Annotated in this window: 11 protein-coding genes; all 11 read right to left on the bottom strand. The window is 46.3% G+C overall.

Annotated elements, in window-relative coordinates; translation table 11 throughout:
• Positions 1 to 42 precede the first annotated feature (42 nt).
• Positions 43 to 1,218, bottom strand: coding sequence for an acyltransferase (locus tag BN1234_RS20095; RefSeq protein WP_054958418.1), 1,176 nt, complete (start codon positions 1,216 to 1,218; stop codon positions 43 to 45).
• 171 nt (positions 1,219 to 1,389) lie between these two features.
• Positions 1,390 to 1,938, bottom strand: coding sequence for a general stress protein (locus BN1234_RS20090; protein ID WP_054958417.1), 549 nt, complete (start codon positions 1,936 to 1,938; stop codon positions 1,390 to 1,392).
• 63 nt (positions 1,939 to 2,001) lie between these two features.
• Complete coding sequence (hrpB, locus tag BN1234_RS20085; RefSeq protein ID WP_054958416.1) at positions 2,002 to 4,509, bottom strand: ATP-dependent helicase HrpB; 2,508 nt, start codon at positions 4,507 to 4,509, stop codon at positions 2,002 to 2,004.
• Positions 4,510 to 4,566: 57 nt separating this feature from the next.
• Positions 4,567 to 4,938: a DnaJ family domain-containing protein gene (locus BN1234_RS20080; protein ID WP_054958415.1), complete on the bottom strand. Its 372-nt coding sequence runs from the start codon at positions 4,936 to 4,938 to the stop codon at positions 4,567 to 4,569.
• 438 nt (positions 4,939 to 5,376) lie between these two features.
• Complete coding sequence (locus tag BN1234_RS20075) at positions 5,377 to 6,177, bottom strand: SDR family oxidoreductase (RefSeq protein WP_054958414.1); 801 nt, start codon at positions 6,175 to 6,177, stop codon at positions 5,377 to 5,379.
• Positions 6,178 to 6,267: 90 nt separating this feature from the next.
• Complete coding sequence (locus tag BN1234_RS20070; protein WP_054958413.1) at positions 6,268 to 7,077, bottom strand: hypothetical protein; 810 nt, start codon at positions 7,075 to 7,077, stop codon at positions 6,268 to 6,270.
• A gap of 5 nt (positions 7,078 to 7,082) precedes the next feature.
• Positions 7,083 to 7,835: a vWA domain-containing protein gene (locus BN1234_RS20065; RefSeq protein ID WP_054958412.1), complete on the bottom strand. Its 753-nt coding sequence runs from the start codon at positions 7,833 to 7,835 to the stop codon at positions 7,083 to 7,085.
• 26 nt (positions 7,836 to 7,861) lie between these two features.
• Positions 7,862 to 9,940 carry a serine/threonine-protein kinase gene (locus BN1234_RS20060; RefSeq protein WP_054958411.1) on the bottom strand — a complete coding sequence of 693 codons (2,079 nt, stop codon included), beginning with the start codon at positions 9,938 to 9,940 and terminating at the stop codon, positions 7,862 to 7,864.
• A 139-nt stretch (positions 9,941 to 10,079) separates the two neighbouring features.
• Complete coding sequence (locus BN1234_RS20055) at positions 10,080 to 10,355, bottom strand: WXG100 family type VII secretion target (RefSeq protein WP_054958410.1); 276 nt, start codon at positions 10,353 to 10,355, stop codon at positions 10,080 to 10,082.
• Positions 10,356 to 10,502: 147 nt separating this feature from the next.
• Positions 10,503 to 11,015, bottom strand: a complete 513-nt coding sequence (locus tag BN1234_RS20050; RefSeq protein WP_054958409.1) for a WXG100 family type VII secretion target — start codon at positions 11,013 to 11,015, stop codon at positions 10,503 to 10,505.
• 27 nt (positions 11,016 to 11,042) lie between these two features.
• Entirely contained in the window at positions 11,043 to 11,846 is an 804-nt protein-coding gene (locus tag BN1234_RS20045; RefSeq protein WP_054958408.1) for a hypothetical protein, read from the bottom strand.
• Positions 11,847 to 11,857: the final 11 nt, after the last annotated feature.

Here is an 11,857-nt window from a genome sequence, read left to right as displayed (position 1 = left end):
AAAAAAACCGCCAGTATGGCGGTTCTCTAAATTCTTAATTAACTAAGCTGATACTGTGGTTTCTTTCCCTGGCCTCTCTGTTTTTTTCTTTCTTACAGACACTCCTGTCAGCCATTTGCCGAACGGAATGAGAGAGATAATCCGTGTCCCGTAGTAAGCGAGCACCGCACTAATGATCCATGATGAGAAAATACGAACCCATGAGGGCGCTGAGATCAGCATATTTTCATCGACCATATAACTAATCCGCAGGGTGAGCAAGTGCATGAGATACGCACCAAACGAATATAAACCCAGATTCGACAGAACCGAATTTATTCTGCTGCCCCCATACCTGCAAATCCAGCCAGCTGCATCATACATGGCCAGAATAGAACTAATCAAAAATACGGCCATCACAGGTTTTAACAAGGACAAGGAATAAAATGTTATTCTTAATCCTTCACCCCGCCAAACCTCCTGGATCCCCTCCATCAGCAAAAAGCCAAACAGAAAGAAGAATACAGTCCAGTACACAGGTCTTGCCCTTGAAATCCATTTGGACCACATCTCGGGATTCAACCCAGCCGCGGCTCCCAATACAAAATAAAATGAAAAATAAAGTGAGTTTCGATCTGCATAGGTCGTAAACAGATCACTCCATACCGGCAGATGAAGCTCTCCCATAAAGCGCGTGATATGCGGGATATTATCCGTCAGAATGATAAATGCAATGCCTGCAGCAAAAAGCAATCCTATATTAACCCGGTGTGTGAACCTGGCAACAATTCTTCGAATTACCGAGCGAATAACCGGATAGAGTAAATATAATTGAAAAAGCATGATAATATACCACAGATGAGAGCTTGCTTTGCCTGTGACAAGCATCCCTCCTAATTTCATCCATCCATCGGCAGAATCAAATTGTATGCTCTGATTGACTATGACATGAATAATCGTCCACAAAGCAAAGGGCACAAAGATCACACTAAGCCGTCTAGTGATAAAGGTTCTGTAATTAAGCTCTCCTGAATCATTATAAAAAAGAACCATTCCGGTAATAAAAATAAACACGGGCACAGCAAATTTAGATGCCATCAGAAGAACTGCCATCCATACACCATCAGACATAGTCATTCCTGGTGCTACAGAATAATGGGCGATGGAATGCTGCAGCACGACAGCGAGAAACGCGAGCCCTCGAAGACGTTCAATTTCTTTTATTCTCTCTTTTCGCATTCCTTTTCTCCTCATACATATAACTATGGATCATTATATATATGCCTTTCTGAAAGATCACTGTAACTTTATTCCTGATCATTTCTGTTAAATACAAATAGTCCGGTCCCTATCCTGGGGACCGGACCTGCCTGTCCAAATCTGTCACATGACATTATGTCTCTCTCTCATTTACAAAATCGTTCCGCGAGGCGGCAATTCATCATTATTCCTGTCAGCATATCCGTTATATGAGTTTGCGTTTAAAGAACGATTCGAGTGAAATACATCCTCGATATCAACATCGTGACGATCAGCTTCGACTAAAACTAAAATTCTCCCTTGATCGACGTAAGATTCATATTCCCGCGCTTCTTCTTCCGGAATACCCAGCCCGATTAACCCACCAACCAAGCCTCCGGCTCCAGCACCGACTGCCGCCCCGGCAAAAGCAGCAGCGATTGGACCCGCTGCAAGAATCGGCCCAATTCCCGGGATAGCTAATGCACCTAAGCCCGCCAGCAATCCTGCTGCACCACCAAGCACCCCGCCGGTGGCTGCACCTGTCGCTACGCCTTCGGGCGCCTTTGTTCCCGTTTCATCTGTTACGGCTTCTACATCTCGATTATCTTTCGCAATGATTGATATGGCATCCGTCGGGACTCCCCTGCGCTGTAATTCAACGATGGCCTGTGTTGCTTCCTGTTCCGTTTCAAACACACCTACAATTTTCTTTTCCATCTTAATCCCTCCTACAACAATTTGGATTATCCACTATTACCCAAACGCGAGAAGGTCAAAACGTTACATCTTTGCCTTGGTCCGATTCGTAGGCATCGCTTGCAAAGGATCATCTGGCCAATAATGCTTCGGGTACCGGCCTTTAAGATCTTTCTTGACCTCAAAATAGCCGCTGTGCCAGAAACTGGACAAATCAGAGGTCACTTGAACCGGCCTTTGTGCAGGGGAAAGTAAATGAATCGTTAAAGGAACTCTGCCTCCTGCGATACGGGGCGTTTCGGAAAGCCCGAACATTTCCTGTAAACGAACGGCCATAACAGGTTTGGAAGGGTCCTGATAGTCAATCGCTATGGAGGAACCACCCGGTGCTTTTATATGGGTAGGAGCGTCCTGATTGAGCTGTTGCCTTTGATCCCACGATAATAGGTTCTCCAACAATGAACCGGTGTGGAGCTTTTGTAATGCTTGCCGGCTGCGGACTCCTTGCAGATAGGGCTCAAGCCAATCTTCAAGCTGGTCGAGGAGAGCTTCATCGGAAACATCCGGCCAACCAGGATTATGAAGGCTCATGAATTGCAATCGCTGGCGAAATTGAATAGCCTGTTTGGGCCAGGGCAATAACGAAAGCCCTTCCCTTCGAATCCCTTCCAGCACTGCAGCCGAAAGTTCTTCAGCCAATGGCTGTTCATACACCTGCTCCTTGAGCACCAAGGCTCCCAAAGTACGTTTAACACGGGCACGTACGGCGCCTGCCGACGAATCCCACACCACTTCTTTAACATCTGTTATTTCATTGCTGTAATAGCGCCAGATAAATTCCTCATCCAGAGCGGACGCTAACTGAATGGTGCCATCTGTTCCTTTATCGTCTACAGCAGCTGCTACGATATAGGCTGCCTTGCTTAAAGGTTGGGTCGATTTCAACGCCGCCCCGCGTCCGCTCCGCAGAAGAAAACTGCCTCCGCCCCGATTTTTGGCTATTCGGTCAGGATAAGCGAAAGAAAGAACCAGTCCCACAGAATTGACATCAACCTGCTTCGTATCCATACTCAATCCCAAAAGACGGCACAGGTGGTGGATTTCCTGAATCATGCGTTTAATAGTCCCTTTCTTTCCTTCACTCTTGTGGAAATGAGACAAACCTTGCTCCAGATGTAATATTTGTTCCACTCTCGATGTTATGTCCCGATCGGCTGCTGCTTCTTGGCCACTGAATATATCCCTCTCTTGAAGAAGCACAGCCAGCCTGCAGGCAAGAGCTCCATGGCCAACTTCCTTGCCCGAGAGCAGCATGTGGGCAAGCCTAGGATGCATACCAAGCTCAGCCATCCTGCGTCCGTGCTCTGTCACTGCTCCGGAGTTATCCAGCGCCCCCAGCTGCTTAAGCAGTTCACGTCCCTGTTCAAATACTGCTGCAGGTGGCATATCCAGCCAAGATAGCTGTTCCGGATTTCTGACTCCCCATACCGCAAGCTCAAGCGCAAGCGGAGTGAGATCAGACTGGCGGATATCCGGAAGGCTCATCTTAAGCAGATGCGCATGCTCTTCCTCACTCCAGAGACGATAACATGTACCTGGAGCAAGTCTGCCCGCTCGTCCTCTCCTTTGGTCTGCCGATGCTCTGGATACACGCTTGGTAATTAATTGAGGCAGACCGGTTCTTGGTGAGAACACTTCAGTCCGCATCATTCCACTATCCACAACAATTCGGATTCCTTCTATTGTCAGACTTGTTTCAGCTATCGAGGTGGATAGTATAATCCTGCGCTGCCCTTCAATTGCCGGACGAAGCGCTTCGTCCTGCTTCTCCGGGGAAAGCTGGCCATAAAGCTCCCGAATGATTATGTTCCCCGGCAGATCGGCACAGCCTAGTTCTTGAGCGGTCCTCCTAATTTCTCCGACTCCAGGTAAAAAGACCAGCACATCTCCATCCTCTTCAGAAAGGGCTCGTTGTATAACTTTAGAACATGCCTGTTCCAATCCCAGTGATCCCACCTTTGCATAGATGGTCTTCACTGGAAAGCTTCTGCCCGTACAATGAATGATGGGAGCATCCCCCATAAGAGACGCAACAGGTTCTGCATCCAGTGTTGCTGACATGACGAGCAGTTTTAGATCTTCACGAAGAACGGATTGGGCTTCTAGCGACAAAGCAAGCCCCGTATCTGCATGAATGCTCCGTTCATGAAATTCATCAAATATGATCATCGCGACATCAGATAACTCCGGATCACTCTGCAGCATTCGTGTCAGAATACCTTCCGTAACGACCTCTATGACCGTTTCTCTGCCTGTCCTGCTTTCCATTCGTACACGATAACCAATCGTTCTCCCGACAGGCTCTCCTATCATGGAAGCCATATAAGTAGCAGCTGCACGGGCCGCAAGCCTCCTGGGCTCGAGCATTATAATTTTTTTGCCTGTAAGCCAAGGTTCATCCAGAAATGCAATCGGTGTCTGCGTTGTCTTTCCTGCTCCCGGTTCAGCGATAAGGACGGCAGAATTATGTTTACGAAATGTTTCTTTTAGTAACGGTAATACACCCTGTATTGGCAGTTCGTTTTTGTTCATTATTCAGTTCCTGTCGTATGAATTTCATAAGTTCAATTTTAATTATCAATGAGTTTATCAGGTCAATTTGTCTTTAATTTGAGTTTCGTATTGCAAAAATGCTCCGCTGGAGCCAAGTCCCCGTTGTTCCAGCAGCATGTGCAGGCGCAGGCTCTTCTCATTCAGCATTTTCTGATGCTGTTCCCGTTCTGCTTCATTACTGCATGCATGTATAAGATCATATAATCGGACACATTCCTTCTGCAGGCTAACCTCTTCTGGAACATACCCGGAATTTTTCAAGAGACGGTAGGACATTCGCAGGTCCTCAGGAATATGTGATAAATCGTCCACTGGCAGCGGCTTGCCTGCATATGCCGTTGTATCAAGTTCACCTTTTCGGATGGCTTCCTCAATCTTTTGCTCAGCCAGTCTGGAAAACATACTCATCTCGGTCCCTCCTCTTTAGGTTTATGATTCCTATCATAAATGAATTGAATGTGAAATGAAAATAAGTCTTCAATCAACAATAGGGAGTGATTCACAAAACTCTTGCTGGTGAGAGACGCTACGGGTACGAAGCATTCCTCCCATCGCTGTTGTGTTCCAATTCCTTAATCGATTTCTCAGAGGTTGAAATTGGAACACAAAGGCGACCGCTACCGCTTGTCCAGAATCGCTTCGATAATCAGGTCCGAATATTTTAGCTGCAGCCTTAACTCCAATATGACCTGAAAAATGGTGAATCTCTCTGATGTATTTCGTTCTGCTATGGACATAAAAAAAGCTCCCCTCACGCAAACAGGATTGTATTATTCCACCTGTCTACCTTAAGGGAGCATGTCACTTATATGACAGCCTCTTTATTCCATTTCACATGACCATTACTTATCGAAGAAGAGATTCCGCACCATCAATAAAAATCTGTGATCCCGTAATATGGCGTGATTCATCCGATGCCAAAAACGCAACCAGATCTGCAACCTCTTCCGGTTTACCAGGACCGTCTGCAAGCGGCTGATCTCCTTCCGGATATTCAATCGGAATGGCGATCTTCTCGATATTCCCCTCAACATCCGTGCTTTGATCTATATTGGTTGAAATCGCTCCCGGGCAAATAACGTTAACCCTAATCTTAAACTTGGCCAGCTCAAGTGCAGCCATTTTCGCAAATCCCACTTGACCTGCTTTCGTTGTACTGTATGCGATCATGCCGAAACCTGTAAACTCCCGTGTACCATTCACAGAACTGGTAATAATGATGCTTCCCTGTCCTCTTTTCTTCAAATGCGGAATCGTATATTTGATTGTCAGAAAGGTTCCATTCAGATTAATATCTAACGTCTTCTGCCAATCTTCCAGCTTCATCTCATCAATAGGAGCCAGAACACCATTGATTCCCGCATTCGCAAATACAATATCAATTCCTCCGAAAATCTCAACAGCTTCAAGGACGGCTTTTTCTACTCGCTCCGGGTTCGAGGTATCCACATCAAATGCCCTTGCACATCCCTCACGGATCGCATTTAGTTCCCGCTCAGCTTCCTTCGTACGTTCATCCTTCAAATCAAACAAAGCGACATTTGCACCTTCCCTGGCAAGCTTAACCGCTGCTGCCCTGCCGATTCCTGAACCGGCTCCGGTAATGATCGCTGTTTTTCCTGTGAACCTGCCATTTCCGTTACTCATATAAAGGCACCTCCTTAGTGGGATCTTGACGAACCTATCTTTCACAAGATTACCCAAAAAGGAGATGTTTATATTCATTTATCATATTTTTTACCATGAAATCTCCAAAAACGAAGCATCATCCTCTAATCCGTCAGTATGTAACGCATTCATCAGCACCTGCACATCTTCATCAGGGACCTGTTCAGTAATGGGATCCAAATCGTTTAGCCCATCACTATACATTAGAAGCCGGTAACCCGACAGATGATCCAGCTTGGATTGATACACATGAGGTTTACCCCCAATAAGCCCGTTACGGGTAGACCAGCGCTCGGAGGTATGAAAGCTGTCTCCAAATCGCTCAGAGAGCTCCATCTGATCGTGAAACAACCTTAAGCGTGAATCCCCTTGCCAAGCAAGCCACAGCTTTCCTTTCTTTTGAAAACGGTTGGGCAGCTCTATTCGTCCACATATATACATGCTTTCACTGCCAAGCCGCTGCTTCTCCTGCAGCACTTCTTTAAGCAGTCTTGGTGTATTGTCCTCAACTTGATAAAGCTCAGCTTCGAGAGAGGATGCTTCGCTCAATTCATGCAATTTACGTTCAAGCAGCTGTGCAGAAAGCTCGGTGCTTGTTCGCAGCCAGGCAAGCAGATTGCTTCCCAGATATTTCGATGCGAAATCTCCCCTGTAACTTAAGCCTACCCCGTCACACAGAACAAAGCTGCAAATCCCGCCATCTATAGCAAACCCCATATAATCCTGACCATTCTCTGACATCAATACCGTCTCTGCTGCCCGGCCATAAGCATATCTGCAGATAAATTCCTGTTTAATGCTCGAAACAGGATGCTCTCCGGCTTGTTTGCTTTCATAGAAAAAGGAGGAGGACAACTGCCTAGCGCTAGAACTTTTCATAGGCGTTACCTAACCGGCGTCGCTGCTGACATTTGAAAACCAATTGACACCAGCTCTGCACAAGTTCCGGGCAGCATCATCAATGCACCTGAACTTAACTGGTAATCTGCTTCGATCAGCATCTCACGGTAACTTTCAGGCAATACAGATGACATCATTTTTAATTTAAGGGCATGCTCATCTTCAAAGTCAGTTTCCGGGAGGATTCCCTTCCAGCGGCGCGGTTCACTCACCGGTTGGTTCATCATATGATCAGAAATAAATATATTCTCAACCAGCACATTTCCGTCAGGAACGCTCATACTCATAATCCGCCGTGCGATTGGCTCAGGGTCTTCACCTGTAGCTACACCATCTGTCATATGACATACAAGTGGGGCCGGACAGTCCTGCATATTCGGAATTTCAGCTTGTAATATTTTCTCTGCCTGAAGAAAGGCTTTCGCAGAATCTGAAAATCGTTTAGGCGTTAAATCCGGTAATGTGCCCACTGCAGCAATTTCATCAATCCCTTTGATCCCGTTCAGAAGGTCATACACATCGTCACTATAAGCCAGAATAGCTATCCGGTATCGCGGCGTGAGACGATTGCCCTTGGTTGAGCGAAATACCATCTGTCGAATGGCTAAGGAGAGGGCATCATACACAACATCTATCCGTCTTCGCCCATCCATCAACATATTCATCGATGCACTAATATCGATCAAGTAAATTATAAGCGCTGGTGTGCGCTGTGAAGCTTGTATAGTGTAATTCAAGTAAAACACCCCTGCAATTGGTTATGTCAAATATTCGGCAGCCAGTACCCGCTGTCACTCAAAAAATTGTTAATACTTCTTGCCCGCATGCTCATTTGTCCAATCGTCTTGTAATATCCCGCATCTTTTTTGTACAAGTTAGCGAAATTGTTTGCAAAGTTTCTAGCTCTACTCGTATTGCCTGCAATCTGGGCATTGTATGCCTTATCATACAGGGCAATCAGTTGAACAACATTTTCCGCTCGTTGTTTTCTCAAATTCTTGGCAGCTTCAGCAGCTTCTCTTCTATTCTGCTCTTTACGAGCAGCTTCCTCTGCCCTAGCCGCCTCTGCAGCTGCTGCTGCCTCCCGCTTCTTCTTCTCCTCAAGCTCAGCCAAATAGGCCTCATACTTTGCCTGCTTATCGTATTTCTCCTGAAGAGCGGCTTTCTTCTTCTTCTCCTCAAGCTCAGCCAAATAGGCCTCATACTTTGCCTGCTTATCATACTTTTCTTGAAGCTCTGCTTTCTTTAACTCCTCAGCTTTTTTCGCGGCGGCCAGTTTTTTAGCTTCTTCCTGCTTCCTCTTTTCCTCCGCTAATGCCTGCTCTTTCTTACGGGCCTCTTCGGCTTTTAGCTCTTGGAGCCGCTTCTCCTCTGCTTCTTTCTGTTTACGTTCATCCTCTGCCTTTTGAGCCTCCATTTCAGCAGTAAGCCGAGCTTCTTCCTGCTGCCGGCTTTCAGCCTTATCTGCTAATATTTGATTCACGGTAACGGCAGATCCAGCTAAAATAGCAATCGCAGCAGCAGACGAAATCATAAATTTCTTTGATCTTACGAGAGCTCTCCAGCCATGCTTGCCTGTATCGGGCGGATAAAGCTTCTGCTCCAGCCCTTGAATCGCCGCAGCAAGTTCCACTTCCAGAGGACTGTCCTTCTTCACAAAATGATAAGCAGATCGGAAGATTTCCAGTGCTCCTAACAGATTGCCCGCACTCTCAAGATCTCTTGCCTGATTGAATAATCGGGCAACAACATTGTCGTTAACTTCACGGTTACCCGGAGTAATTCCAAGTAACCCCTCATTAAACACCGGTTCTGCAGCCTTCCCCAAGGAATCCGGTTGCTCGGATGCCGTAGCAGACAAGGAAGCTGCATTCGGCTCCTCCGACTTCGCCTCTTCAATAATCTCTTCTTCGGATATATTGGAGAGAGCAATCAACCATTCCCCAAAGGTAGGACAGCTGCTTAAATCATGGCTATCCCATGCTCTTGTGAACAGGTCTGAAATACCCGCTCCCCAGCGCTGCCCCAGTGATTTCTTGAGTAAAAAATAACGTTCGCACGGCGTCTGCATCTCATGCTGATCAAAATAGCTTTCACCCCAAGCCTTGGATACGATAACAGAGTCATTCCATCCCAGCATCTCCGCAATGATAACAGCCCCCGCAAAACGGTCAGCATATGCACTCCATAATCCGCTGTGTACTGTTCGGTGAGCGGCGTAACCCGGCGATCCCGCAAGAAGCACATCGGGGCGGTCCATTTTAGGGCTGTAAATCTGCTCAACATCAACCAGTTCTACGGCTGCTGCTCCTTCTGGAAGCTTCACTTCCGAAAAAAACGGAAGCATAACGTTTGGTGCAGACAGATCGCAGTGTGCCAAACCGCGCTGTTCCATACTCGAACCAATGGCAGCCAGGGCTTTAGCAAGCATTAGACTTTCATCTCTTCCGAGAATACGTCCATCGCTAACGACATCGAACCAGGTAAACCCGTGAACCCATGGCATAACAACGGCGTATAGAAGGTCCGGATATTCTGCAATCAAGCTTCCGTTTCTTTCGGGAGTAAGCACATCACGGCTGCATACCTTTAAACCGGGAATTTCCCGGTAAGCAGCCATATGCTCTGACTGATAGACCATCGCAGGAATTCTGAACTTCGGGAAAAAAACTTTTAGAGCTTTAGCCTCGTGTGCTTCTCCGGTCTTCGGCAGTAATTGGTATACAATACCCTGCCTTCCCGCTTGGGCATATGCCAGTCCCGGGGCGGCAGGGTGCTGTCCCACCGTGTAGGCCGTTCCGTTTATGATGATTTCATCACCCGGATTTGGCTGAAAAGTCATAAATATCCCCTCTCTTAATGAATAATATTGTAGTACTTGTACACGAAATATTAATGATTGCAAGAAAACCGGGAGTCATTTGAGCACCCGGTTTTCTAAACTATGCACTTATTAAAGGCGAAATGGAACCATTTAGAGATTAACGAGATTCGTCCGCCATACGGAACTTTTGAGCGATGGCTTTCAACTCTGCACTAATGCTCTCAAGTGTTTGAACGAAAGAGTTCATCAAACGGCTTGCTTCCTGGAACTCCTGAAAGAAGCGCTGCTTCGTCATACCGTCCCATTGGCCTTCCATTCCGTTTACAGATTGAGTCAGACTGTTAACGATTTGTTGACTCTGATCTCCGCTCTGCTTAAACTGATTTGCTACTTGTTCAACTTGTTCAGGTGTTATTAAAATGCGACCTGCCATTTATGTACCTCCTTTTATTTGTCGGTTCTGTTTGACAATTGTCATCTTAAATGATGATGGTAAGATTTTCAAAATGTCTCCAGACCTAATTTCCAATTACCACCAATGACCTAGTGTTGAAACCTAATTTTTTACACTTTTAAATAATTAGTTAGCAATACTTAAAGTAGAGGGGTCAGTAAATGTCCATGCCTTACCATTTAAAGCAGCTTCCTTCACTGCCACAGCCCCTGTTTCAGGGTTCATTCCCACAGCAGCGGCTGCCGAGCTGGGATTAGAAATAACAGACCCGGAAGTGCCGGATTCCGGCAATATAGACTTCCCTCCTTCATGTAACGAGGCTGCAAATAATGCAGTTGGAGATACTCCACCTACGATGACATGCTCAAGAATGGTCTGATATTGGTGATCAACTTCCTGAAATTGATCAGCCTTTGTTTGTAAATGCTTGCCCATTTGCATTAAGAGAGCTCCAACACTCTCCCCAAGGCGCTGAGCTGACTGCCATTCATCAATTACCGCCGCTTTTAGGGAAGTTTCCCACACAAGCGAACGAATCGCATGATCCAGCTGATTCGTCATAGCTAAATACTGTTCGCCGGATTGCTGAAGCTGACGGCTTAATGACCGGAGTAATTCCGGTTCGACAGAAATACGCATAGGTCCTCACCTTTCATAAGGGTTCCGTTACTGTTTCAGCCACATGAGAAGCATATTATAGAACTGCTCCTTTGTCGCGGGTGCAGCAGTCAGCCAATCCTGGTCACCCTGAAGACTCATGCGCAGCAGCCAGTTCATGGAATCATTCACGATAAACGCTGCATTCTGACTCTCCCAGTTATACCCGTTCCATTTTGACAGCTGAAGCTCTCCCGAGGAAACCCTGTTAATCATACATTTTGCTAATGCAATCGAACCTTCGACATCATCGGTCAACTTCACCAATCTGTCAATAAGCTCATCACTGTTCATTTCCGGTGCACATGTATATATATCCTTAAACTCCTTACGGCTAAGCAGCAGGGCAGGAATATCTCCAGGTGATTGGTCACTGAGAGCCAAGTCTTCCACCAGCTTGTTGCATGTATCTTCAATGGTGCCTAGTTCACTAAGCATATAACAGTGATTATCATCGCACTTACATACCTGTATTACTTGTTCTTCTGTTACATGCAAATATCCTTCAAAAGATTTATCATTATTTTCATATTTCAACCAGCAGGCACGTTCAGCCAGACCAGCAATCGCCACGCGTGAAAAAACATCAGGTGGAATGGATAATTCACCGGTTTCTTCGCGAATTAAATAGTTTTTTTCCAGAAGCGACACCTTCGACGCTTCCCACTCATTAGCAATTTCCTCAGTTAAATACCCGCTGAAGGGATCCTCGACCCCGAGCAGACGATCTGAACCGAGAATACCGGCTAAGAAGAAAAACTCTTTATCATTCAGCGTTACGGTCTCCTGCCTAGAAGCATGAATCGTCAACATTATGCGCCACC

The organism is Paenibacillus dakarensis, assembly GCF_001373415.1.
GTDB lineage: Bacteria > Bacillota > Bacilli > Paenibacillales > Paenibacillaceae > Paenibacillus_AQ > Paenibacillus_AQ dakarensis.
Note: the sequence above shows the minus strand (reverse complement) of the source record. Positions and strands in the feature narration are given on the sequence as shown.

Coding starts and splice junctions, on each gene's coding strand:
- BN1234_RS20095 (WP_054958418.1), bottom strand. CDS start 1,218: ATGCGAAAAGAGAGAATAAAAGAAATTGAACGTCTTCGAGGGCTCGCG.
- BN1234_RS20090 (WP_054958417.1), bottom strand. CDS start 1,938: ATGGAAAAGAAAATTGTAGGTGTGTTTGAAACGGAACAGGAAGCAACA.
- hrpB (WP_054958416.1), bottom strand. CDS start 4,509: ATGAACAAAAACGAACTGCCAATACAGGGTGTATTACCGTTACTAAAA.
- BN1234_RS20080 (WP_054958415.1), bottom strand. CDS start 4,938: ATGAGTATGTTTTCCAGACTGGCTGAGCAAAAGATTGAGGAAGCCATC.
- BN1234_RS20075 (WP_054958414.1), bottom strand. CDS start 6,177: ATGAGTAACGGAAATGGCAGGTTCACAGGAAAAACAGCGATCATTACC.
- BN1234_RS20070 (WP_054958413.1), bottom strand. CDS start 7,077: ATGAAAAGTTCTAGCGCTAGGCAGTTGTCCTCCTCCTTTTTCTATGAA.
- BN1234_RS20060 (WP_054958411.1), bottom strand. CDS start 9,940: ATGACTTTTCAGCCAAATCCGGGTGATGAAATCATCATAAACGGAACG.
- BN1234_RS20055 (WP_054958410.1), bottom strand. CDS start 10,355: ATGGCAGGTCGCATTTTAATAACACCTGAACAAGTTGAACAAGTAGCA.
- BN1234_RS20050 (WP_054958409.1), bottom strand. CDS start 11,015: ATGCGTATTTCTGTCGAACCGGAATTACTCCGGTCATTAAGCCGTCAG.
- BN1234_RS20045 (WP_054958408.1), bottom strand. CDS start 11,846: ATGTTGACGATTCATGCTTCTAGGCAGGAGACCGTAACGCTGAATGAT.